Source organism: Streptomyces sp. NPDC059649, assembly GCF_042734445.1.
Classification (GTDB): Bacteria; Actinomycetota; Actinomycetes; order Streptomycetales; family Streptomycetaceae; genus Streptomyces.
Genome location: NZ_JBHWDV010000016.1, coordinates 108924 through 131473, shown reverse-complemented (window position 1 = coordinate 131473; position 22550 = coordinate 108924). Strand labels below are relative to the sequence as shown.

Here is a 22550-nt window from a genome sequence, read left to right as displayed (position 1 = left end):
CTCAGGGTGGTTACCCCCAGCGGCAGTTGCTCATAAACTCACCTCCTCCTCGGCCGCGGAGGGAGCCGCCCGTGTTCTACCAGGTGCTCAAGTACGTCCTGCTGGGGCCGCTGTTGCGACTGGTGTTCCGGCCGCGGGTCGAGGGCCTCGAGCACATCCCGGAGGAGGGCGCCGCGATCATCGCCGGCAACCACCTCTCGTTCGCCGACCATTTCGTGATGCCGGCGATCGTGCCGCGCCGGGTGACGTTCCTCGCCAAGTCCGAGTACTTCACCGGGCCGGGGCTGAAGGGGCGGCTGACCGCGGCGTTCTTCCGCGGGGTCGGGCAGATCCCGGTGGACCGGTCCGGCGGCCGCGCCTCCCGGGCGGCGATCGCCTCGGGCCTGGCCGTGCTGCGCAAGGGCCGGCTGCTGGGGATCTACCCGGAGGGCACCCGCTCGCACGACGGCCGGCTCTACAAGGGACGCACCGGTGTCGCCGCGATGGCCCTGCAGGCCGGGGTGCCGGTGATCCCCTGTGCCGTGATCGGCACGTTCGAGGCGCAGCCGACGGGCCGGCGGCTGCCGCGGGCCGTGCGGATCACCATCCGCTTCGGCGCACCGCTGGACTTCTCCCGGTACGCGGGCCTGGCCGACGAGCACACCGCGCTGCGCGCCGTCACCGACCGGATCATGTACGCGATCCTCGCCCTCTCCGGACAGGAGTACGTCGACCTGTACGCCACCGAGGCCAAGGCGCGGGCGCAGGCGCAGGCGCGGGACCGGACGCACCCGCAGGGGCGCCGTCGGCGCACGGCACCGCGCAACCCGCCCGAAGCCCCCTGACGTTCCTTGCCGGCCGGGCCGGCCGGCCGTTATTCGATCGCGCACCGCACCCCCGACGCCTACCGTGATCACCATGATGACGTGGGAAGAAGGGTGCCGTCGATGAGCGCCCGTTTGCGGGGGATGGCGCAGGAGACCGAACGGATCGTTGCGCAGGGGGTGTACCGGGCGCCGAGCGGGCGGCTGGTGGAGATCGCGGACCAGGTGGCGCGGGCCCGGGCCGGCACGCGGCTGTACGGGCCGGAGCCGGTCGCGGTGCCGGAGCCGGCGGACGGCGGCCGGGAGACCGCGTTCGAGGTGACGGGGGAAGGCAGCCTGACGGCCGGGCGACGGCTGGCCGGGAGCGGCGGCGGGCCGGTCGCGGTGCTGAACTTCGCCTCGGCGCGCAATCCCGGCGGTGGGTATCTCAACGGTGCGCAGGCGCAGGAGGAGGCGCTGTGCCGGGGGTCGGCGCTGTACGCGTGTGTGCGTGAGGTGCCGGAGTTCTATGCGGCGCACCGGGCCGCGCCGAGCCCGTTCTACAGTGACCGGGTGATCCTCTCGCCGGGCGTGCCGGTGTTCCGGGATGATCGCGGCTCGCTGCTCGAAGTGCCGTACGAGGCGGGCTTCTTGACGGCGGCGGCGCCGAACGCGGGGGTGATCGCGCGGCAGCGGCCGGCCGAGGCGGGGCGGGTGCCGGCGGCGCTGGCCGTACGGGCGGAGCGGGTGCTGGAGGTCGCGGCGGCCGGCGGCTACCGTCAGCTGGTCCTCGGCGCCTGGGGGTGCGGGGTGTTCCGCAATGAACCCGCCGATGTGGCAGGGGCGTTCGCCGCGCAGCTGCGGGGTGCCGGCCGGTTCGCGGACCGGTTCGACCGGGTGGTGTTCGCGGTGCTGGACCGCCGCACGGACTCCCCCACCAGGGCCGCCTTCGCCGAGGCGTTCGCGGTCTGAGCACCCCGGGCGCGCGGGCGCACCGGGTGGGACCACACGGAGGGCACGGCCCAGGGAGAACACGGCGAGGGCGGCCGGGGAGGATTCCCGGCCGCCCTCTTCTGCTGGATATTCCGGTGTCGCTACCGGGTCACCGGGCTGCCGGGAGGTCGGCCTTGCCCGCGGCCGCCGCGGTGGCCTTGGCCGGCGTGGCGGTCGGCTTCGGCGTGGCGTGCGGGGCGCAGGTCACGTCCTGGGCGTCGGTCTTCCCCTCCAGGAAGTACGCGTCGACCCGGTCGTTGATGCAGGGGTTGACCTGGCCGGTGACGCCGTGCGAACCGGCGTCCCGCTCGGTGATCAGACGGGAGCCCGCGAATCGCTTGTGCAGTTCGACGGCGCCGTCGTAGGGCGTCGCCGCGTCACGGGTGCTCTGCACGATGAGCACGCTGGGCAGGCCCTTGCCGGTGCGGACCTCGACCGGACGCTGCTGCTTGACCGGCCAGGTGGCGCAGGGCAGGTTCATCCAGGCGTTGGACCAGGTCATGAACGGGGCCTGCTGGTGGATGCGGGTGTTGTCGCGGTCCCACTTCTGCCAGCTGGTGGGCCACTTGGTGTCGGTGCACTCGACGGCCGTGTAGACGGCGTTGCCGTTCTCCGCGGCGATGTTGCCCGCGGTGTCCTTGAGGTCCGGGCCGGCGTTCTCGATCAGCGGCTTCGGGTCACCGGCGCGGTAGGCGCTCCAGACCTGCGCGACGGTGGCCCACATCGAGTCGTAGTACGGCGCGTTCTGGAAGAAGCCGGTGAGCTCGGCCGGCCCCACCACGCCACCGATCGGGTTCTTCTTGGCGGTGGCGCGCAGCTGCTCCCAGGCCGCCTGGACCTTCTCGGGGGTGTCGCCGATGTGGTAAGCGGCGTCGTTCTTGGCGACCCACTTCCGCCAGTCGCCCCAGCGGGTCTCGAAGGCGATGTCCTGGTCGAGGTTGGCCTGGTACCAGACGCTCTCGCGGGACGGGTTGACGACGCTGTCGACGAGCATCCGGCGCACGTGGTCCGGGAAGAGCGTCGCGTAGACGGCGCCGAGGTAGGTGCCGTACGAGACGCCCAGGTAGTTGAGCTTCTTCTCGTGCAGCGCGGCACGGATCACGTCGATGTCGCGGGCGGTGTTCGCGGTGGTCATGTACGGCAGCAGGGCGCCGCTGCGCTCCAGACAGCCGTCCGCGTACTCCTTGGCGAGCTTGCGCTGGGCGCGCTTGTCCGCCTCGCTGTCCGGCACCGGGTCGGCCTTCGGCGCCTTGACGAACTCCTGCGGGTCGATGCAGGAGATCGGGGCGGAGTGGCCGACGCCGCGGGGGTCGAAGCCGACGAAGTCGTACGCCTTCGCGGTCTTGGCCCACAGCGGGTTCTTGTTGGTGATGCGGGTCGGGAAGCGCATGCCCGAACCGCCCGGTCCACCGGGGTTGTAGAGGAGGGAGCCCTGACGCTCCTGCTTGCCGCCGGTGCTGACCGCGCGGTCGACGGCGATCTTGATGGTGCGGCCGTTGGGCCGGGCGTAGTCGACCGGGACGGTGACGAAACCGCACTGGACGGGCGACTTCAGGCCCCAGTCGGCGGGGCAGTCCTGCCAGTGGATGCCCTTCTTGGCCGCCCGCGCGGCGGCGATCTGGACTCCGCGGGCCTCGGCCCGGCCCTTCTTGTGGTGTTCCCCCGCGCTGGCGGGTGTGGCTATCGCGGTGGCGAGGAGAGCCCCGGTCACCAGGGTGCCGGCGGCGCCGAGCACTGCTGATTTTCTCACGTGGTGTGTTCCCCCTGCATGGTGCGCCACTTGTGGCGGCGTTGATCACAGGCCTACGGAGGGATCCTGTCGTCTGCGTGCCCCTCCTGAACAGGTCGGACCGGCAATTCTTTACCAAGCTGTAGGTTTCCGGCAGTTACCGGCCCCCGGGTCTTCGGTGGTGGCGCTGGCCGGAGGTCACGGCGGAACCCTGCCTTTCCGGCCAAGTACCGGAAACCCTGTGCGGGCGGTGTTGCGTACGGCGCACGGAGCCTTCCGACGGAGGCAACTCGCCCTGGTGAAGGGCCATCTGACGGTACGCCAGGACGGAGCGCTGCGGGTGCCGTCACGACCTCCCGGCGACCGTCCGGCTGGCTGCCGCGGCACCGTCGAGGGGCGAGAACGCGTCAATTGCCTTGAACCTGCCCACGAGGCATGTGCCACGCGCACACCTTCAGTAACCTTCCGTGAAGGCTCTCCCACTCACCGCCACCCGGGAGGGCTTCGGCGTTTCCACCCGCGCGGAACGCCGCCCCGTCGTCCGAGCCGTCGTCCAAGCCCTCGCGAAGGAGATCCGAAGTGCCGGGTATCGATCAGGTGTTGGCCCAGGCGATGGGAATCCCCGGCGTCCTGGGGGCCGGACTGATCGACTGGACCAGCGGGCTGACGCTCGGGACGGCCGGCCAGGCACCGCACGGGGACCATGACGCGGCCGCCGCGGACACCGCGGAGGTCGTCCAGGCGGTGGCGCGCAATGCCACCTTCGACGCCGCCGGCGCCGCCACGCCCGACCTGGAGGACCTGATCATCACGGCCGCCGGCAGCTACCACCTGATCCGCTTCGTGCACACCGCCTTCGACAGCCAGACGTATCTGTACCTGTGGCTGGACCGTGCGCAGGCGAATCTCGCCGTGGCCCGGATGCGGCTGCGCGACCTGGCGGCAGGACTGGTCGCGTCCTGACGGCCCGGCGCGGCCAGTTCGCACGAACGGTGAGGGAACCAGCCATGGGCCTGCCCCCGTCTCCCCCGCCCGGCCCGGCCGGGCTGCTCGACCGGTGTGCCGCCGAGCGCGTCACCGGCGCGCTGCGGGGCCCGCACGGCTGTGTCTACCTCCTCGACGGCGCGGTCACCTGGGTCGAAGGTGCCGCGGCGCCCGGGATCGAGGTGCGGCTCAGCGCGGCGGGGAGGGTTCCGCCGCAGGGCTGGCGGTACGCGGTCGAGACGGCCGGGCCGGCACGGCAGGGCGGCCGGTTCCTGGTCAGCGAGGGCTGGCTGACCCAGGGCGAGCTGGAGATATGCCATCTCGCCGCCCTGCTCGACGCGGCGTTCTTCGCGCTGCCACTGCCGCCCGAGACCACGTCCTTCACCCCCGGGACCGGGCACTGGCTGGGTGTCGTCCGCCCGATCAGCGCCGGCGACCTCCAGCGGGCGACGGCCCGCCGCCGGGCGCTGCTGGACCGGCTGCGCCCCTGGGCGGCGGTCGACTCCCAGCCCGTCGTACCGGCCCGTCCCGGCGCTCCGGCCGGTACGACACCGCGGCAACGGCGGCTGCTCGCGCACGCCGACGGCCGGCACACCCCCTGTGAACTCGCCCGCGCCCTGGGCCAGTCGGCGTTCGTGACGCTGCTGGACATCCGCCGGCTCGCCGCGGCCGGTCTGGTCCGGATGCCGTCCGCACCGGCCGGGCTGCCCCGCCGCCGGCCGGGCGCCGGACTCGCCGGCCACCCGCCGCCGGGCGCCGGCGGATGCCGGACCCCCACCTGGCAACCACCGGTGCCGGAACTCCTCGACACCCGGGACCCGGACGTTGCCCTCCTTGTCCGACTGCGTACGGCACTGGAGGAGAACCTGTGACCCCTTGCCCGCGAAGACCGTGCACGGCATGAGGCGCGCCCTCGGAAGGCGGGCCACGAAAAGGAGACTGATGACGATCGAACCCCGGATACGGGACGAACTACTGACGCTGCGCGGTCAAGTGCGGCATTTCCAGGGCGGCATGGTCGCGAGCGCGGACGGCATGGTGATCGCCCACGATCTGGCGGACATCGAACCGGACGGGCTGGCCGCGCTGACCGCCGCCGCCATCGGGGTCGCCAAGCGGCTCACCGAGGCGACCGGGCAGGGCGCGTTCGAGGAGTCCCTGACCCGCGGCACCGACGGCTACATCGCCGCCTACTCGGCCGGCCGCCGTGCCGTGCTCACCGCCGTGACCGGCCCGGACACCAATGTGGGCCGGCTCCATCTGCAGGCCAGGCGGGCGGCCGAGCGCATCGGGGCGCTCGTCGACGCGCCCCCGCGCCGGTAGGCCGGTCCGCCGCAGGTCCCCGTAGTCCACCGCACACCGCTCCACCTTCACCCCTTCGAAAGGTCCCACTCCTCATGGCTCAGATGGAATCCGCCCTCGCCGACGCGATGTCCACCATCGAAGGCGCGATAGGCGTCGCCCTCGTCGACTACACCAGCGGCATGGCGCTGGCCACGCTCGGCGACAACCAGGCCCTGGACCTCAACATCGCCGCGGCCGGGAACACCGATGTCGTCCGCGCCAAGATGCGCACGATGGAGATGCTCGAACTCCAGGGCGCGATCGAGGACATGCTCATCACGCTGACCTCGCAGTACCACATCATCCGGCCGGTCACCGGCAAGAACGGCGGCGGGCTCTTCCTCTATCTGGTGCTGGACCGCAAGCGCGCCAATCTGGCGCTGGCGCGCCACCGCCTGGCCCGGCTGGAGGCCGATCTGGAGGTGTGATCCTCAGCCGCCGAGCCCGCCGGCTGCCTCGTCCAGGAGGCGGCGCAGCCGCAGCGCGTCCGGGGCGACGACCGTGGCCAGGGCTCCGGGACCGGCCAGCGGTGCCAGGACGCCGCGGGCATCGGGACGTTGGTCACCGGACGGCCGGCCCTGCGGCGGCTGGTCACCGGTCGTCCCGAGCAGCCGTACCTCAGCCGGGCCGTCCTCGAACTCCGGTCCCGCGACGAGGAGTTGGCCGACGGCCCGGTGGCCGCCCAGGACGGCCGAGGTGTCCCAGCCGGGGGCGCCGGGCCCGTAGGCGGTCTCCTGGTCGAGCAGGGTGCGCCCGGCGCGCCGGACGGTGAGCCGGCTGCGCAGGGCGCCGGTCGGCTCACCGCTGCGGCCGAGGACCTGTTCCTCGCGGAGCACGAGCCGGGCGGTGGCGGCCAGTTCGACGGTCGTGGTCATCCGCAGATCGCTGCCCGCCGCCGAGATCAGCGGCTCGGGCAGCCAGTCCAGCCGGGCGCCCTCGCCCACCGTGAGGCGTACGTCGTAGTGGGCGGGCTCACCGGTGCGGCCGGGCAGCGCGACGGTGGCCGCGGCGGCCGTGAGGTGCAGCGCGCTGCCGGCCTCCGCGGTGACCTCGATGGCCAGCCGGTCACCGCCGAGCGGGGCGCTCATGGCGCCGACGACGCAGACCCGGGCCGGGCCGCCGTGCGCGCGCACCCGGCGCAGCGCGAACGGGCCGTCGCCGTCCAGGACGGGCAGCCGGGTGGTCCCGCCGTCCTCGGCCCTGGCGACGATACGGGCGGTGGCGCGCAGACCGGCCGGGGACGGTGCGGCGGTCCGGGCCGGTGTGGTCCGCGGGGGGAGGGCGAGCGTCATGCCGGGCCCGCGGTCCAGTCGGCCAGCCGGGCCCGGACCCAGTCCGACACCGGCCGTACGCCGTCCTCCGTCTTCAACGCCGTGAAGGCGACCGGGAGTTCGCCGCGCTGGGCCTTGGCGTCGCGGGCCATCCCCGCCAGATCGACGCCGACGTACGGGGCGAGGTCGGTCTTGTTGATGACGAGCAGGTCGGCGGTGGTGACGCCGGGGCCGCCCTTGCGCGGGATGTCGTCGCCGCCGGCGACGTCGATGACGAAGATCTGGAAGTCGACCAGGCCCTTGGAGAAGGTCGCGGTGAGGTTGTCACCGCCGGACTCGACCAGGATGAGGTCGAGCGGGCCCACGGTGTCCTCCAGGTCCTCGACGGCCTCCAGGTTGGCGGAGATGTCGTCGCGGATCGCGGTGTGCGGGCAGGCGCCGGTCTCCACCGCGGCGATCCGCTCGGCGGGCAGCACGGCCTCGCGGAGCAGGAACTCGGCGTCCTCGCGGGTGTAGATGTCGTTGGTGACCACGGCGAGGGACAGCTCGTCGCGCAGGGCGCGGCAGAGCGCGGCGACGGTGGCGGTCTTGCCGGTGCCGACCGGTCCGCCGAGGCCGATCCGCAGCGCCCGGCGGTTCCCATCGGGGCGCGTGGCGGCGGCGCTGTAGGTGTGGCGTTCGGGGAAGGTCTCGTGGTGGTCGAGGTGCATGGTCACTCCGGTGGTTCGTGCGGCCGTCGGGGCGGCGCGGGTGCCGGCGGGGCCGGGCGGGGTCAGGAGGCGAAGAGGCGGACCGGCCAGGCGGCGTGCGCTTGCGCGGTGATGTCGAGCAGCGGGGCGGACGCGGCGGGCAGCGCGTCGACTCCCTCGGCGGCGACCCGCTCGCCGGCCGCGGCGCCCTGCTCGGCGACCCGGTCGACGTCGGCGGCCAGGCGGGCGAGCACCGCGGTGGCGTCGAACGGGTCCAGGCTGAGCAGGCGGACGGTGGCGGTGGCCGGGCCGCTGACGGTCTCGTACGCCACGGCGTACGCGGCGTCCTGCGGCGGCAGTCCGGCGGACCGGGCGGCCAGGCCCAGGACGACGGGCTGGTGGGCGCCGCGCGGCCGGGCCGCGGCGAGCGCGTCGAGTGCGGGGTCCGGCCAGGTGGCGCGGGCGGCCCGCATCATCTGCCGGCCGAGCCGCCGGGCCACCTGCCGCAGTGCCGGTACGGGCGTGCGGGCGTCGGCGGCGTCGTCCAGGAGGAGCGGGTCGCAGCCGGCCGCGGCCGCCGCGGCGAGTGCGGCGGCGACCAGGCCCGCGGTGTGCAGCCGGCCCCGGCAGAAGCTCTCCAGGGTGGCGGCGTCCTTGATGCGTCCCGCGGCGACGGCCGGTTCGGCGCCGCCCGAGTGGGCGTGCCCGCCGGCGGGGAACCGGCCGTCGGCGAGGACGAGCAGCGCGGCGCGGCTCATCGGTGGTCCGTGGTGTTCATCGGGGACTTCCTCATGGTGTTCAGAGCGGGTCAGAAGAGGAAGTACCGCTGGGCCATGGGGAGTTCGGCGGCCGGGTGGGGTTCGACCACCTCGCCGTCGATGGTGACCGTGAAGGTGTCGGGGTCGACGTGGACCCGCGGCAGGGCGTCGTTGTTGCGCATGTCCGCCTTGGTGACGCCGCGGGTGGAGCGGATCGCCTCGTACGACTTGGCCAGCGGCAGGCGCCCGGGGAGGTCGTCCGCCAGGGCCTGCGTGGAGACGAAGTTGACCGAGTTGCTGCCGGGGGCCTTGCCGGTGGCGCCGAACATCGGTCGGGGCAGGACCGGCTGCGGGGTGGGGATGGAGGCGTTGGCGTCGCCCATCTGCGCGTAGGCGATCTGTCCGCCCTTGATGACCAGTTGGGGCTTGACGCCGAAGAACGCCGGGTCCCACAGGACGAGGTCGGCGAGCTTGCCGTCCTCGACGGAGCCGACGAGGTGGTCGATGCCCTGGGCGAGGGCCGCGTTGATGGTGTACTTCGCGACGTAGCGGCGGGCGCGGTGGTTGTCCGCGCCGCCGTCGCCGGGGAGCGCGCCGCGGCGCCGCTTCATCACATGTGCGGTCTGCCAGGTGCGCAGCACGACCTCGCCGATCCGGCCCATGGCCTGGGCGTCGGAGGACATGATCGAGATGGCGCCGAGGTCGTGCAGGATGTCCTCGGCGGCGATGGTGGAGGGCCGGATCCGGGACTCGGCGAACGCCAGGTCCTCGGGGACGGCCGGGTTGAGGTGGTGACAGACCATCAGCATGTCGAGGTGTTCCTCGACGGTGTTGACGGTGTGCGGCCGGGTGGGGTTGGTGGACGCGGGCAGCACGTTGGGCTCGGAGACCATGGCGATCATGTCGGGGGCGTGGCCGCCGCCGGCGCCCTCGACGTGGAACGCGTGGATCGAGCGGCCGGCGATGGCGGCGAGGGTGTCGCCGAGGAAGCCGGCCTCGTTCAGCGTGTCCGTGTGGATCGCGAGCTGGGCGCCGCTCTCCTCGCAGACGGTCAGGCAGGCGTCGATGACGGCGGGGGTGGCGCCCCAGTCCTCGTGGATCTTGAAGCCGAGGATGCCGGCCCGTAGTTGGTCGCGCATCGAGGCGAGGGAGGTGGTGTTGCCCTTGCCGAGCAGTCCGACGTTGACCGGGAAGGAGTCCATCGACTCGAAGAGCCGGGCGATGTGCCAGGCGCCGGGGGTGATGGTGGTGGCCTTGCTGCCCTCGGCCGGTCCGGTGCCGCCGCCGATGAGCGTGGTCACGCCGGAGGCGAGCGCCTCGTCCGCCTGCTGGGGGCAGATGAAGTGGACGTGGGTGTCGATGCCGCCGGCGGTGAGGATCTTGCCGTTGCCGGCGATGATCTCGGTCTCGGGGCCGATGACCAGGTCGGGGTGGACGCCGTCCATGGTGTCGGGGTTGCCGGCCTTGCCGAGGGCGGTGATCCGGCCGTCGCGGATGCCGACGTCGGCCTTGACGACGCCCCAGTGGTCGAGGACCACGGCGCCGGTGATCACGGTGTCGGGGGCGCCCTCGGCGCGGGTGGTGCGGGACTGGCCCATCGACTCGCGGATGACCTTGCCGCCGCCGAAGACCGCCTCGTCGCCGGCCCGGCCGGGTCCGCCGGAGCGGTCCTCGGTGATCTCGATGACCAGGTCGGTGTCGGCGAGCCGGATCCGGTCGCCGGTGGTCGGGCCGAAGAGATCGGCGTACGCCTGGCGGGTGAGCTCAGCCATCGAGGGTTCCTCCGGTCTCCGCGCGCAGGCCCGGGACGATCCGCTTGCCCGCGAGGGGGACCAGCTCGACCTCGGTGGGGATGCCGGGCTCGAAGCGCACGGCGGAGCCGGCCGGGACGTTCAGCCGCTTGCCGTGCGCGGCCGCGCGGTCGAAATCGAGGCCGGGGTTGGCCTCGGCGAAGTGGTAGTGGGAGCCGACCTGGACGGGGCGGTCGGCGGCGTTGAGGACGGTCATGCGCGTGCGGGGGAGGCCTTCGTTGAGGCGTACCGGCTCGTCGGCGTGGAGGATCTGTCCCGGGATCATCGTCTGTTCTCCCGCGGTCAGTTGATGGGTTCGTGAACGGTGACGAGCTTGGTGCCGTCGGGGAAGGTGGCCTCGACCTGGACGTCGTGGATCATTTCGGGCACACCTTCCATCACCTCGTCGCGGGTGAGGACCTTCCGGCCGGAGGACATCAGCTCGGCGACGGTACGGCCGTCCCGGGCGCCTTCGAGGATGTGCACGGTCAGCAGGGCGATCGACTCCGGGTGGTTGAGCTTCAGCCCTCTGGCACGTCGCTTTTCGGCCACGTCTGCCGCCACATGAATCATCAAACGTTCTTGTTCATGCGGGGTCAGTTGCATACCTTCCACCTCACAGTCTTCCCGGCCGGACACATTTGCCCAGGTCACGAGCGTGAGCACACGCGTATCGGTAGATGTATCACGCAGTCATTAAAGGGGGAGCAAACCGACTTCCAGCACTTGGCCATCCAGAGCCCCATCGGCGCAGGCTAGTTCGGCCGGATTTCGTCGGCGTTACAGCGTATGACGCGGAGGTATCGCAGCACACCGCTGGCGCATTCCTTGCGCCGACGCCCCACCGCTCACTTATACAGACGAGCCCTCGCCACAGCCGATCACCACGATCAGGACATACCGGACGAGACCCGCTCTGCGAACACCCTTGTCCGATATGCGCTCTTGACGATCCCCCAAGTGATCGCAATCCTCATGTGCGCGTCAAAACGCTCCGCACCATCCCCCCACACCTGTATCGGAGCCTTCACTGTGACCCGTTCTGCACGAATACGCCGGGCCGCGCTGGCCACCGGGTGCGTCACCGCCCTGGCCGCCACCCTCTTCACCGCGGCCGGCGCCCACGCCGACCCCGCACCGGCCGCCGCCCCGGACATCGACGTCAAGGCCGTCAAGGCCGACCTGGACCAGCTCCAGTCCATCGCCGACGCCAACGGCGGCAACCGCGCCCACGGCAAGCCCGGCCACAAGGCGTCCATCGACTTCATCAAGGGCAAGCTGGACAAGGCCGGATTCACCACCCAGGTCCAGGAGTTCGACAACAACGGCGCCACCGGCTACAACCTCGTCGCCGACTGGCCGGGCGGCGACGAGAGCAAGACCGTCATGGCCGGCGCCCACGTGGACTCGGTCGACGCCGGTCCCGGCATCAACGACAACGGTTCCGGCTCGGCCGGCATCCTCGAAGTCGCGCTCGCGGTCGCCAAGTCCGACCTCAAGCCCGCCAAGCACCTCCGGTTCGCCTGGTTCGGCGACGAGGAGGACGGCATGGTCGGCTCGCAGTCCTACGTCCAGAAGCTCGGCGCCGACGCGAAGAAGATCGACGCGTACCTGAACTTCGACATGATCGGGTCGCCGAACCCGGGCTACTTCGTCTACGACGACGACGCCCGTCTGGAGAAGGTCTTCAAGGACTGGTTCGCCACCAAGAACATCGCCACCGAGAAGGAGACCGAGGGCGACGGGCGCTCGGACCACGCCTCCTTCAAGGACGCCGGCGTCGCGGTCGGCGGGCTCTTCTCGGGTGCGGACTACAAGAAGACCGAGGAGCAGGCGAAGAACTGGGGCGGCGAGGCGGGCAAGGCGTTCGACGCCTGCTACCACCAGTCCTGCGACACCTCGAAGAACATCGACGACAAGGCGCTGGACACCAACACGGACGCCATCGCCGCCGCGATCTGGCAGCTCAGCTCCTGAGCCCGCTGGCTCCTCTTCCGGTCAGCCCGCGCTGACCGTCATCTCTCGCGACCCGGTCGCCGGTCCCCGGCGGCCGGGTCGCGGTGTTCCGCGGCGATGCCGAAGCGCCGCCGTTCGCCCGGAGCGGACGGCAGGGGCCGCACGGCGGAGACCGTGCTGATCACCTGCTCGTCCTCCGCGCCCTGCTCCCGCCGCCCCAGCTCCTCGAGCAGCTGCAGGTCAGCGGCGGACACCAGCGCCACGAGCGGCTTGCCGTGACGGGTGACGACCACCCGCTCACCGCCGTAGACGACGCGGTTGATCAGATCCGCGAGCTCGGCCCGGGCTTGCGTCACCGGAATTTCGTAGGCCATGCTCCCATTCTAACGGGATGTACGTCCTGTACATTTTTTACAGAGGAGAGGAGCAGACCATGCTGCGACCGACGGCCCGCTACGTCCTGCCCGAGTTCACCGAGCGCACCGCGCAGGGGACGCGGACGATGGACCCGTATTCCAAGCTGCTCAGCGAGCGGATCATCTTCCTGGGGACCCCGATCGACGACACCGCCGCCAACGACGTCATGGCGCAGCTGATCCACCTCGAACACGCCGCGCCCGAGCGGGACATCTCGCTCTACATCAACTCCCCCGGCGGCTCGCTCACCGCGATGACCGCGATCTACGACACGATGCGCTTCGTGTCGTGCGACGTGGAGACCGTCTGCCTGGGACAGGCCGCGTCCGCCGCAGCGGTGCTGCTGGCCGCCGGCACCCCCGGCAAGCGGCTGGCGCTGCCCGGCGCCCGGGTGCTGATCCACCAGCCGTCGGTGAGCGAACCGTTCGAGGGCCAGGCCAGCGACCTCTACATCCAGGCCCAGGAAGTGCTGCGCGGCCGCGCCATGCTGGAGGAGATGCTGGCGCTGCACACCGGTCAGCCGCGCGAGCGGATCGCCGCGGACATCGAGCGCGACAAGATCTTCGACGCCCCGGCCGCGCAGGAGTACGGCCTGATCGACGGGCTCACCCGCAACCGCAAGCGGTCGGCCGACCGACCCGTGGGACGGTGAGCCGGATGTGGCCGCCGGAGACCCCGCCGCTGCCCGCCCTGACCCGCGCCGAGGGGCAGCTGATCGACTGTTACCTGGAGGCGCTCGACCTGCTGGGCCGGATCAATCCGGCCCGCGGCGGCGGCACCTACAGCGGGCTGCGCGCCGCTCAGGCGCTGGTGAGCAAGGCCGCGGAACTGCGGGACGCGCTGACGCTGATGCACAACCGGGGCGAGCACGAGCTGCACGGCGAGACGCTGGCCCGGGCGCTGCGGGTGCTGGACGGGGAACGCCGGGCCGGATACGTGACGGTGCCGCCGGCCCGGGAACCCTGATCCGACACGCGCGCCCGCGCTGCCCGGACGGCGTAGCGTCCGCGCGTGCGGTAGGGGGGCGACGAATTGCGCCGGGGGCCAGAATTACTGCGGTGGCCGATGTTTCGCCCCAGGTCGAAGGGGGTGCCGCCGATGACGCTCCGGCCCACGACGGGGCAAATCCCACCATTCGGCTCAATTGTGGCGCATCTCACATACGGCATTTTCAACTCGGAATTCCGGTGGCGGGTGCGTGAGGATCCCTTTCGACGACAAGACCCCGCCACAGCGACGGGGCGGTCCGGCCGGGCGCCTAATCCCGCCGCCGTGCCGGATGTCCGGTCGATGCGTGTGGATCGGCGGGAGCGGAGGACCCGAGCAGTACGGGGTCCGGGGCCCGCGCGGCCGACGGACTCCTTGGGGTGAAGCCGTGGAAACGGCCGGGCATCTTCGCCTGCCCGAACCCGACAGGTCTTCCTTCGCAGGCGGCTGACGAAGGGTTTGCGCATGACCGTGCGCACGCATACGCCGCATCTGCTGGCCCGCGCCGGCACCGTGTCCGCACTGGCGCTGGCCACGCTCGGCGGGACCACGCTCGCACCGGGAACCTCCGCCGACGCCGAGGCCGCGACCGTCTCCGCCCATGCGCTGCGGATCGCGGCCTCCAAGCGGGGCTCGCCCTACCAGTACGGGGCCATGGGACCGTACCGCTTCGACTGTTCGGGCCTGACGGTGTACTCGTTCAAGCGCGCCGGCCGGGACCTGCCGCGGACCGCGGCCCAGCAGTACGGCCGCACCCGGCACATCCCGTCCTCTGCCCGGAAACGCGGGGACCTGGTCTTCTTCCACTCCGGCAACGGCATTTACCACGTCGGCATCTACGCCGGGCAGGGCCGCATGTGGCATGCGCCCAAGGCCGGCAGCGTGGTGCGGCTGGAGAAGATCTGGAGCCGCGCGGTCTCGTACGGGAGGGTGCCCTGAGCTGCGGCGACGCCGGGCGCCCGGTCAATTGTCAGTGCTGGCCGATAATTTGACGGGGTGACTTCGGAGCTGAGCAAGGTGCTGACGGCCGCGGCGCGGGGGAGCTTCCCGCCCGAGGACGGTTCGGTGACGGTGCTGCCCCAGCCGTCCCCGCGGGACGTGGGCGTGCTGTCGTTCACCTGTCATGCCGTGGTGTTCGCGGACGTGGAGCCGTCCTGGGTGCACGACCGGACAGCCCCCGGCGATCTCGCCGGACCGCTCAGTCCGCCGTTCCTGACCGCGCTGGGTGAACGGACCGGCCGCGAGGCCAACAACATCGACCTGGCCATGGTCGCCGAGGCGCTGCCCGGGCCGCCGCCGTTGGAGCTGGTGGAGACGACGGACCGCAGCCATCCGCGCATCGTCCGGGCGCTGCGCCACCGCGACGAGGTGCGGGCCTGGACGACCGGGGACGGCGGGACGCTGATCATCGGGCGGGGCCTGGCCGGGCGCTGGGAGCTGGCCGCGGAGGTGGACGGCGCCGGCCAGGGACGCGGCCTCGGTCGCCGGCTGGCGCACGCCGCCCGCCATCTCATACCGGCGGGCGAACGGCTCTGGGCCCAGGCCGCCCCCGGCAATGCCCGCAGCGTCCGCGCCCTGCTGGCCGCGGGGTTCGTACCGGTGGGCGCGGAGGTGCTGCTGGTGCCGGCCGGCGGCCCCGGCTGAACGGGTACCGCTGCCTGGGGTCCTGGTCCCGCCCCGTTCCTGGCCCTTCCGCTGTCCCTGCCCCTGCCTGGGGTTGGGTCCGGCCGGCCCCGTTCCTGCCCCTGCCCGTGCCTGGGGTGGGGCCCGGTCCCGTTCCTGCCGCTGCCCTCAGGCGAGCGCGACCTCGACGAGCAGCGCTCCGCCCAGCGCGGTGAGCAGGGCGCCGGTGGTGGCCTCCAGGGCCCTGGCCACCAGGGGCGGCGCAGTCAGCCACCCAGCCGGTCGACGAGCAGCGCCACGGCGCCCTGTCGGGCTCGGCGTGGCGGGGGCCCCGGAGATGGTGGCGGAGGGCTCGGTGACCCCGTTGGGGATCCGCCGGCTGGACCCGCCGGAGCTGCGCCGCCGGATCGCGGTGGCCTACCGCAGCGGCGGCGGCATCCCGGCCCCGGACACCCTCCGCGCGCTGCTGCGCGGCGCCTTCAGCCGCCCCTCCCCCACACCGTGACGGCCGCACGCATGCCGTACCGGCCGTACGCATGCCATGCCGGCCGTACGCATGTCGTCGGGCCGTACGCCGCGGCGGCCGCGCCGTCAGCCGACCGCGACCTGCCAGGGCAGGCTGATCCAGACGGTCTTGCCGCCGGTGTCGGTGGGGACGACGGAGAGCCGGCCGCCGGCCTCCGCGGCGAGGAAGCGGATGATGACCAGGCCCCGGCCGTTGTCCTGCTGGACCGCGGCAGGCAGCCGGCGGGGGCGGCGGGGGTGACTGTCGGTGACCCCGACGCACAGCTCCTCGTCGCGGTCCAGACGCAGTTCGAGGGTGAAGGTCGGGGACTGGCCGAAGGTGTGCTGGACGGCGTTGGTGGCGAGTTCGGAGACGATCAGGCGGACCGCGTCGGCGGTGGTGGAACCGGCGGGCAGGCCCCATTCGGTGAGCACGGTGAGGGCGTGTCTGCGGGCGAGGCGGACCGATTCCGGGGCGCTCGGCAGGGTGAGTGCGGATTCCTGGTGGTCTGCCATCGCGACGCCGTCCCTTTCCCACCGAGGCCGGCTCCGGTCCGCTGCCCGGGGAGCCGGTGTGCCACTCGGGTCAACGATTCGGCCTCGGATCTGCTGGAGCGCCAGCCTGCCACCCGTTCCCCCGGTGTGGCGCTCGATCCGCCAACATATGCAGATATCTATCGCTCGAAGCGGTGAACTCTGCGACGGGAGACCGGATATGGGACGCCATGCCGGTCACACACGGTCACCAAGGATCAGATCTTCGGCGGCGCGGTGGCGAGGATCGTGCCCACCGCCCGGTCGAGCTGGCCGTCCGTCAGGTCCGCGCGGGCGGTGAGCCGCAGCCGGGAGATCCCGTCCGGTACGGACGGCGGCCGGAAGCAGCCGACCGCGAGACCGGCCGTGCGGCAGTCGGCGGCCCAGCGGACCGCGGCCTCCGGCGAGGGGGCGCGGACGGACACCACCGCGGCGTCCGGCCGTACCGCGGTCAGGCCGGCCGCGGTGAGCCGGCGGTGCAGCTCGCGGGCGACCTCGCCGGCCCGGGCGGCGCGCTCGGGTTCGCGGTCGATCAGCCGCAGTGCGGCCAGTGCGCCGCCGGCCGCGGCCGGGGCCAGGCCGGTGTCGAAGATGAAGGTCCGGGCGGTGTTGACCAGGTGCTCGATGACCCGGGCCGGGCCGAGCACCGCGCCGCCCTGGGAGCCGAGCGACTTGGAGAGCGTCACGGTGGCCACCACGTCGCCGTCCCCGGCCAGTCCGGCCGCGGCGAGCGCACCCCGGCCGCCGTCACCGAGGACGCCCAGGCCGTGGGCGTCGTCGACGAGGAGTGCGGCGCCGTGCGCCCGGCAGGCGGCGGCCAGTGCGGGCAGCGGCGCGGCGTCGCCGTCGACCGAGAACACCGAGTCGGTCACCACCAGCGCCCGTCCGTTGTGGCCGGCCAGGGCGCCGCGTACGGCCTCGGGGTCGGCGTGCGGGGCGACCTCGGTGCGGGCCCGGGAGAGCCGGCAGCCGTCGATGAGGGAGGCGTGGTTGCCCGCGTCGGAGACGACCAGGGTGCCGGGTGCGGTCAGCGCGGTGACCGCGGCGAGATTCGCGGCATATCCGGACGACAGCACCAGAGCCGCCTCGAAGCCGCAGAACGCGGCGAGTTCCGCCTCCAGCCGGGCGTGGAGTTCGGTACTGCCGGAGACCAGCCGGGAGCCGGTGGCGCCGGCGCCCCAGAGCTGCGCGGCCTCGGCCGCGGCCTGGGTGACCTCCGGGTGCCGGGAGAGTCCGAGATAGTCGTTTCCGGCCAGGTCGAGCAACGGGCAGTCGGCGGGGCGGGGGCGCAGCGCGCGGACCAGGCCGGCCCGTTGGCGCTCGGCGCGGGCGGTGTCGAGCCAGTCGAAGGCCGAGCCGGGTGCCGGTCCGGCGGCGGGCGGGGGCGCGGTGTCGCGCAGCAGCGGGGCGGAGTCCTGCGGCATCGGCGTCCTTCGTCGGGGGCTCGATTGTGGGCTGTCGATAGACGTTAGCGGTCGTTCCGCACGGCCACGGTGTGGCGATACACACACCCCGTTCGGCGCGCGTTGTGGGAATCCTCCTTGGCCGGGGGCGGGGGCGTAGGCCAGGATCATCGCCATGGACCTGCTGAACACACTGGTGGACAAGGGACTGCGGCGCGAGTTGCCGACCCGTGAAGAGGCGCTGGCCGTGCTGGCGACTTCCGATGACGAACTGCTCGACGTCGTGGCCGCGGCCGGAAAGGTGCGCCGCCAGTGGTTCGGGCGGCGGGTCAAGCTCAACTACCTGGTCAACCTCAAGTCGGGTCTGTGCCCCGAGGACTGCTCGTACTGCTCGCAGCGGCTGGGCTCGAAGGCCGAGATCCTCAAGTACACCTGGCTGAAGCCGGATGACGCCTCCAAGGCGGCCGCCGCCGGAGTGGCCGGCGGCGCCAAGCGCGTGTGCCTGGTGGCCAGCGGCCGCGGCCCGACGGACAAGGACGTGGACCGGGTCTCGGAGACCATCTCCGCGATCAAGGAGCAGAACGAGGGCGTGGAGGTGTGCGCCTGTCTGGGGCTGCTCTCCGACGGCCAGGCCGAGCGGCTGCGGTCGGCGGGGGCCGATGCCTACAACCACAACCTGAACACCTCGGAAGCCACCTACGGCGACATCTGCACCACGCATGACTTCTCCGACCGGGTCGCCACCGTCCAGCAGGCCCAGGCCGCGGGCATGTCGGCCTGTTCCGGGCTGATCGCCGGCATGGGCGAGTCCGACGCCGACCTCGTCGACGTGGTGTTCGCGCTGCGCGAGCTGGACCCGGACTCGGTGCCGGTCAACTTCCTGATCCCGTTCGAGGGCACCCCGCTCGCCAAGGAGTGGAACCTCACCCCGCAGCGTGCGCTGCGCATCCTGGCGATGGTGCGGTTCGTCTGCCCGGACATCGAGGTGCGGCTGGCCGGCGGCCGCGAGGTGCATCTGCGCAGCCTGCAGCCGCTGGCCCTGCACCTGGTCAACTCCATCTTCCTGGGCGACTACCTGACCAGCGAGGGCCAGGCCGGCAAGGACGACCTGGCGATGATCGCGGACGCCGGCTTCGAGGTGGAGGGCACCGACACCACCACGCTGCCCGAGCACCGCCGGCCGTGCGGCGAGGAGACCGCCCAGGCCCCGGAGACGGACGCCGAGGTGCCCGCCGGTACCGTCCCCGCCCCGTCCGACGAGACCCGCCGCGATCTGGTGTCGGTACGCCGCCGCGGCGCCGGCACCGACCTCCCGCCCAATGCCTGAGCCGCTCGCCCCCCGCGAACTGCTCGCCCTGGACCGGCAGCACGTCTGGCACCCGTACGGGCCGATGCCCGGCACCGCCGCGCCGCTGCTGGTCGAGTCGGCCTCCGGTGTCCGGCTGCGGCTGGCCGAACCGGCCGAGGGGCACGACGAGTTGGTCGACGGGATGTCCTCATGGTGGTCGGCGGTGCACGGCTACAACCACCCGGTGCTCAACGACGCCGCCCGCGGCCAGTTGGAGCGGATGAGCCATGTGATGTTCGGCGGGCTCACCCACGAGCCCGCGGTGCGGCTGGTCAAGCGGCTGGTCGACATCACGCCCGAGCCGCTGCAGCACGTCTTCCTCGCCGACTCCGGTTCGGTGTCGGTCGAGGTCGCCGTGAAGATGTGCCTGCAGTACTGGCGTTCCCTGGGCAGGCCCCGCAAGCAGCGGCTGCTGACCTGGCGGGGCGGCTACCACGGCGACACCTGGCAGCCGATGTCGGTATGCGATCCGGACGGCGGGATGCACGAGCTGTGGCAGGGGGTGCTGCCGCGGCAGATCTTCGCGGACGCGCCGCCGCCCGGCTTCGACGCCCCGGCCGACCCGGCGTACGCGGACCAGCTGCGTGAGCTGATCGGCCGGCACGCCGACGAGCTGGCGGCGGTGATCGTCGAGCCGGTGGTGCAGGGCGCGGGCGGGATGTCGTTCCACTCCCCCGAGTACCTCCGGGTGCTGCGGGAGGCCTGTGACGCGCACGACGTGCTGCTGGTGTTCGACGAGATCGCCACCGGCTTCGGCCGTACCGGTGCGCTCTTCGCCGCCGGGCACGCCGGCGTGGCGCCCGATGTGATGTGTCTCGGCAAGGCGCTGACCGGCGGTTATCTGACGCTGGCGGCGACGCTGTGCACCACGGCGGTGGCGGACGGGATCTCCCGCGGCGAGCTGCCGGTGCTGGCGCACGGCCCGACGTTCATGGGCAATCCGCTGGCCACCGCGGTCGCCGACGCCTCGATCGAGCTGCTGCTGTCGCAGGACTGGGCGCAGGAGGTCAAGCGCATCGAGGCCGGGCTGCGGACCGGGCTGGCGCCGGCCGCGGAGCTCCCCGGGGTGCGCGACGTCCGGGTGCTCGGCGCGATCGGCGTGGTGCAGCTCGACCATCCGGTGGACATGGCGGCCGCGACCCGGGCGGCCGTGGCTGCGGGTGTCTGGCTGCGGCCCTTCCGGGACCTGATCTACACGATGCCGCCGTACATCACCGGTGACGCCGAGGTGGCGCGGATCTGCGCCGCGGTGTGCGCGGCGGCGCAGGCGGGCTGAGGGCCGAGCGCCCGGGACCCATCGAACGACACGGCCTTCGGCCGATGAGGAGTGACGAAGAGATGTCGGTGCTGTTCGTGACGGGCACGGGCACGGAGATCGGCAAGACGGTGACCACGGCCGCGGTCGCGGCGGCCGCGCTCGCCCGGGGCCGTTCGGTGGCGGTGCTCAAGCCCGCCCAGACCGGGGTCACCGCGGACGAGACGGGCGATGCGGCGGAGGTCGAGCGGCTGGCCGGGCCGGTCACCGCCGTGGAACTCGCCCGCTATCCCGACCCGTTGGCGCCCGCGACGGCCGCCCAGCGGGCCGGTCTGCCGCCGGTGGGGCCGCGGCAGATCGCCGAGGCCGCCGCCAAGCTGGCCGCCTCGCACGATCTGGTGCTGGTCGAGGGCGCGGGCGGGCTGCTCGTACGGCTGGACGCGGAGGGGCACACCCTCGCCGACGCGGCCCGGCTGGCGGACGCCCCGGTGCTGGTGGTCGTCCAGGCCGGGCTGGGCACCCTCAACTCCACCGCGCTGACCGCGCTGGCGCTGCGCCACCACGGACTCGACTCCCCCGGCATCGTCGTCGGCAGCTGGCCGGCCGACCCCGATCTGGCGTCCCGCTGCAATCTGACGGACCTTCCGGAGGCGGCCGGGGCGCCGCTGCTGGGCGTGATCCCGGAAGGCTCCGGTGCACTGCCGCCGAGCGCCTTCCGGGCCGCCGCCCCCACGTGGCTGACCCCGGCGCTCGGCGGCACCAAAGGCCTCAGATGACCGCGACGGTCTCCGTGTTCGCGTAGCTGAACCCGTCCTCGTCGAAGTAGAAGACGCTGAGCTTCACCTTGTCGCCCTTGGCGAAGTGCGAGCCGACGGCCGGGCGCAGGGTGACCTGTGCCGTGTGGTCGGCGTAGTCGCAGACGAGCTTGGCCTTCTTGACGGTGCCGGCGGCGATCGACTCCTCGTGGCCGGTGGTGTTGAGCTTGGTGGCGTTGGCGACCAGCTGGTGGTTCATGCCCTCGTCACAGGAGTACGTGACCTTCGCCTGCAGGCCGGGCTCGTGCAACGTGACCTTGTTGATGGTCAGCAGGTTGGCCTTGGCCGCCGCGGACGGGGCGCCGGCCAGTGCGCCGGCGCCCAGCAGGAGCGTGGCGGCGGCGGTCCCGGCGAGACGGCGCCGGAATCGGGTGGACATGATCGACGTCATCGACTTCATGGTGTTCCTTCCCCCCTGTGCGGTCACCTTGGTCGGGCATGGCGGAGCATTTCCGCATGCGCGGCGACTGCGACAGTTGTTCGGTTTGACGGCTGATCATACGGGATCTTCCCTCCGGAAACCGGGGAGCCGTCGAACCGGGTCACGGGCAGACTGCGGGCATGGTGGATCTCGCGTACGCGGACCGGAGCCTGGCCGAGTGGTACGACCTCCTCAACCCCTGGGGGCCGGGCGACGACTTCTACCTGGACCTGGTGATGTCCGCGGACTCCGTCCTGGACGTCGGCTGCGGTACGGGGACCCTGCTGCACCGCGCCCGGGCGCAAGGTCACCGGGGCCGGCTGTGCGGCCTCGATCCGGCGGACGGGATGCTGGAGCGGGCGCGACGGCGCACCGGCATCGAATGGCTCGCGGGCGATGCGCTGTCGCTGGCCGGGGAGAACCGCCCCGGTCCGGTCTTCGATCTGGTCGTGATGACCGGGCACGCCTTCCAAGTCCTGGTGGACGACGAGGAGTTGGGTGCTTCGCTGGCCGCGATCCGCGCCGCGCTGGCGGACGGCGGCCGGTTCGCCTTCGAGACCCGTAATCCGCTCGTGCGGCCCTGGGAGCGGTGGACGCCGGACCGGGCGGTCGAGGTGACCGACGCGGCCGGGGTCACGGTGCGCGTCGCCCACCGGGTCGACCTGCCGGTGCGCGGGGACGTCGTCCGCTTCTCGGAGACCTTCAGCGGCCCGGACGGCACCCGGCCGCGGGTGAGCCGGAGCAGTCTGCGGTTCCTCGACGCGGAAACGCTGGGCGAACGTCTGGCCGGGGCGGGGCTGGCCGTCGAGGAGCAGTACGGCGACTGGGGCCGCGGCCCGCTCACCGCGGACGCCCCGGAAATCATCACCCTCTGCCGCGCCGCGCCGGCCGGGACTCGCCGCGCCCTCCGCTGGGGAGACTGACAACAGCAGCGGGCATCGGGCAGC

At 72.6% G+C, this 22550-nt stretch carries 27 protein-coding genes and 1 riboswitch; of the genes, 16 read left to right on the top strand and 11 right to left on the bottom strand.

All coding sequences use genetic code 11. From position 1 onward, the window contains the following. The first annotated feature begins 71 nt into the window (after positions 1-71). Positions 72-824: a lysophospholipid acyltransferase family protein gene (locus tag ACFV1J_RS19520; RefSeq protein ID WP_385859732.1), complete on the top strand. Its 753-nt coding sequence runs from the start codon at positions 72-74 to the stop codon at positions 822-824. Positions 825-926: 102 nt separating this feature from the next. Then, positions 927-1754 carry a TIGR02452 family protein gene (locus ACFV1J_RS19515; protein WP_385859730.1) on the top strand — a complete coding sequence of 276 codons (828 nt, stop codon included), beginning with the start codon at positions 927-929 and terminating at the stop codon, positions 1752-1754. Between the two features lie 130 nt (positions 1755-1884). Here the strand turns inward: ACFV1J_RS19515 and ACFV1J_RS19510 are convergent, their stop codons facing one another. Further along, complete coding sequence (locus ACFV1J_RS19510) at positions 1885-3525, bottom strand: alpha/beta hydrolase (protein WP_385859727.1); 1641 nt, start codon at positions 3523-3525, stop codon at positions 1885-1887. A gap of 558 nt (positions 3526-4083) precedes the next feature. On the opposite strand from ACFV1J_RS19510, the gene ACFV1J_RS19505 reads away from it, so the two are divergent. The 4 genes from ACFV1J_RS19505 to ACFV1J_RS19490 all read left to right on the top strand — a co-directional run bounded on the left by ACFV1J_RS19505 (position 4084) and on the right by ACFV1J_RS19490 (position 6260). After that, positions 4084-4467: a hypothetical protein gene (locus ACFV1J_RS19505; RefSeq protein WP_385859725.1), complete on the top strand. Its 384-nt coding sequence runs from the start codon at positions 4084-4086 to the stop codon at positions 4465-4467. A 44-nt stretch (positions 4468-4511) separates the two neighbouring features. After that, the gene (locus ACFV1J_RS19500) at positions 4512-5360 is read left to right on the top strand and encodes a hypothetical protein (protein WP_385859723.1); all 849 of its coding nucleotides are present in this window, start codon (positions 4512-4514) and stop codon (positions 5358-5360) included. A 70-nt stretch (positions 5361-5430) separates the two neighbouring features. After that, positions 5431-5811 (top strand): roadblock/LC7 domain-containing protein, encoded by a 381-nt coding sequence (locus tag ACFV1J_RS19495; RefSeq protein WP_385859721.1) that lies wholly within the window; start codon positions 5431-5433, stop codon positions 5809-5811. A 74-nt stretch (positions 5812-5885) separates the two neighbouring features. Next, positions 5886-6260 (top strand): hypothetical protein, encoded by a 375-nt coding sequence (locus ACFV1J_RS19490; protein ID WP_385859719.1) that lies wholly within the window; start codon positions 5886-5888, stop codon positions 6258-6260. Positions 6261-6263: 3 nt separating this feature from the next. Here the strand turns inward: ACFV1J_RS19490 and ACFV1J_RS19485 are convergent, their stop codons facing one another. From ACFV1J_RS19485 to ACFV1J_RS19460, 6 genes are all read right to left on the bottom strand, one after another. Next, positions 6264-7124 carry an urease accessory protein UreD gene (locus ACFV1J_RS19485; protein ID WP_385859717.1) on the bottom strand — a complete coding sequence of 287 codons (861 nt, stop codon included), beginning with the start codon at positions 7122-7124 and terminating at the stop codon, positions 6264-6266. Continuing rightward, a complete protein-coding gene (gene ureG, locus ACFV1J_RS19480; protein WP_385859769.1) occupies positions 7121-7813 on the bottom strand; it encodes an urease accessory protein UreG in 693 nt (230 codons plus the stop codon). Before ureG ends, ACFV1J_RS19485 begins: the two co-directional genes overlap by 4 nt. Before the next feature lie 62 nt (positions 7814-7875). Continuing rightward, on the bottom strand, positions 7876-8550 hold the full coding sequence (locus tag ACFV1J_RS19475; RefSeq protein ID WP_385859716.1) for an urease accessory protein UreF: 675 nt from the start codon (positions 8548-8550) through the stop codon (positions 7876-7878). A 50-nt stretch (positions 8551-8600) separates the two neighbouring features. Then, positions 8601-10322 (bottom strand): urease subunit alpha, encoded by a 1722-nt coding sequence (locus tag ACFV1J_RS19470; protein ID WP_385859714.1) that lies wholly within the window; start codon positions 10320-10322, stop codon positions 8601-8603. After that, complete coding sequence (locus ACFV1J_RS19465) at positions 10315-10626, bottom strand: urease subunit beta (RefSeq protein WP_385859711.1); 312 nt, start codon at positions 10624-10626, stop codon at positions 10315-10317. Before ACFV1J_RS19465 ends, ACFV1J_RS19470 begins: the two co-directional genes overlap by 8 nt. Positions 10627-10643: 17 nt before the next feature. Continuing rightward, the gene (locus ACFV1J_RS19460) at positions 10644-10946 is read right to left on the bottom strand and encodes an urease subunit gamma (RefSeq protein ID WP_030414617.1); all 303 of its coding nucleotides are present in this window, start codon (positions 10944-10946) and stop codon (positions 10644-10646) included. Between the two features lie 426 nt (positions 10947-11372). On the opposite strand from ACFV1J_RS19460, the gene ACFV1J_RS19455 reads away from it, so the two are divergent. Then, on the top strand, positions 11373-12317 hold the full coding sequence (locus ACFV1J_RS19455) for a M28 family metallopeptidase (protein ID WP_385859709.1): 945 nt from the start codon (positions 11373-11375) through the stop codon (positions 12315-12317). Positions 12318-12355: 38 nt separating this feature from the next. Here ACFV1J_RS19455 and ACFV1J_RS19450 read toward each other — a convergent pair whose 3' ends face one another. Beyond that, a complete protein-coding gene (locus ACFV1J_RS19450; RefSeq protein ID WP_385859707.1) occupies positions 12356-12670 on the bottom strand; it encodes a type II toxin-antitoxin system Phd/YefM family antitoxin in 315 nt (104 codons plus the stop codon). A 59-nt stretch (positions 12671-12729) separates the two neighbouring features. Here ACFV1J_RS19450 and ACFV1J_RS19445 point away from each other — a divergent pair, with 59 nt between their 5' ends. The 5 genes from ACFV1J_RS19445 (at position 12730) to ACFV1J_RS19425 (ending at position 15828) form a co-directional block, all read left to right on the top strand. Next, positions 12730-13365: an ATP-dependent Clp protease proteolytic subunit gene (locus ACFV1J_RS19445; RefSeq protein ID WP_385859705.1), complete on the top strand. Its 636-nt coding sequence runs from the start codon at positions 12730-12732 to the stop codon at positions 13363-13365. A 5-nt stretch (positions 13366-13370) separates the two neighbouring features. Next, on the top strand, positions 13371-13679 hold the full coding sequence (locus ACFV1J_RS19440) for a hypothetical protein (RefSeq protein ID WP_385859703.1): 309 nt from the start codon (positions 13371-13373) through the stop codon (positions 13677-13679). A gap of 309 nt (positions 13680-13988) precedes the next feature. Then, positions 13989-14161, top strand: a riboswitch (cyclic di-AMP (ydaO/yuaA leader). 4 nt (positions 14162-14165) lie between these two features. Next, positions 14166-14639, top strand: coding sequence for a C40 family peptidase (locus tag ACFV1J_RS19435; RefSeq protein ID WP_385859701.1), 474 nt, complete (start codon positions 14166-14168; stop codon positions 14637-14639). 57 nt (positions 14640-14696) lie between these two features. After that, complete coding sequence (locus ACFV1J_RS19430) at positions 14697-15344, top strand: GNAT family N-acetyltransferase (protein ID WP_385859698.1); 648 nt, start codon at positions 14697-14699, stop codon at positions 15342-15344. 334 nt (positions 15345-15678) lie between these two features. Then, entirely contained in the window at positions 15679-15828 is a 150-nt protein-coding gene (locus tag ACFV1J_RS19425; protein WP_385859696.1) for a hypothetical protein, read from the top strand. An 86-nt stretch (positions 15829-15914) separates the two neighbouring features. On the opposite strand, the gene ACFV1J_RS19420 is transcribed toward ACFV1J_RS19425, so the two are convergent. Continuing rightward, a complete protein-coding gene (locus ACFV1J_RS19420) occupies positions 15915-16343 on the bottom strand; it encodes an ATP-binding protein (RefSeq protein WP_385859694.1) in 429 nt (142 codons plus the stop codon). A 236-nt stretch (positions 16344-16579) separates the two neighbouring features. Beyond that, positions 16580-17785, bottom strand: a complete 1206-nt coding sequence (locus ACFV1J_RS19415; RefSeq protein ID WP_385859692.1) for an 8-amino-7-oxononanoate synthase — start codon at positions 17783-17785, stop codon at positions 16580-16582. 154 nt (positions 17786-17939) lie between these two features. Between ACFV1J_RS19415 and bioB the strand changes: the two genes are divergently transcribed. From bioB to bioD, 3 genes are all read left to right on the top strand, one after another. Continuing rightward, the gene (bioB, locus tag ACFV1J_RS19410; protein WP_385859690.1) at positions 17940-19091 is read left to right on the top strand and encodes a biotin synthase BioB; all 1152 of its coding nucleotides are present in this window, start codon (positions 17940-17942) and stop codon (positions 19089-19091) included. Further along, positions 19084-20388 (top strand): adenosylmethionine--8-amino-7-oxononanoate transaminase, encoded by a 1305-nt coding sequence (locus tag ACFV1J_RS19405; RefSeq protein ID WP_385859688.1) that lies wholly within the window; start codon positions 19084-19086, stop codon positions 20386-20388. Before bioB ends, ACFV1J_RS19405 begins: the two co-directional genes overlap by 8 nt. Positions 20389-20450: 62 nt before the next feature. Then, the gene (gene bioD, locus ACFV1J_RS19400; protein WP_385859686.1) at positions 20451-21143 is read left to right on the top strand and encodes a dethiobiotin synthase; all 693 of its coding nucleotides are present in this window, start codon (positions 20451-20453) and stop codon (positions 21141-21143) included. On the opposite strand, the gene ACFV1J_RS19395 is transcribed toward bioD, so the two are convergent. Beyond that, a complete protein-coding gene (locus ACFV1J_RS19395) occupies positions 21136-21582 on the bottom strand; it encodes a hypothetical protein (protein ID WP_385859684.1) in 447 nt (148 codons plus the stop codon). The two genes, bioD and ACFV1J_RS19395, sit on opposite strands and share 8 nt — an antisense overlap. Before the next feature lie 161 nt (positions 21583-21743). Here ACFV1J_RS19395 and ACFV1J_RS19390 point away from each other — a divergent pair, with 161 nt between their 5' ends. Beyond that, positions 21744-22526, top strand: coding sequence for a class I SAM-dependent methyltransferase (locus tag ACFV1J_RS19390; RefSeq protein ID WP_385859682.1), 783 nt, complete (start codon positions 21744-21746; stop codon positions 22524-22526). Positions 22527-22550 lie beyond the last annotated feature (24 nt).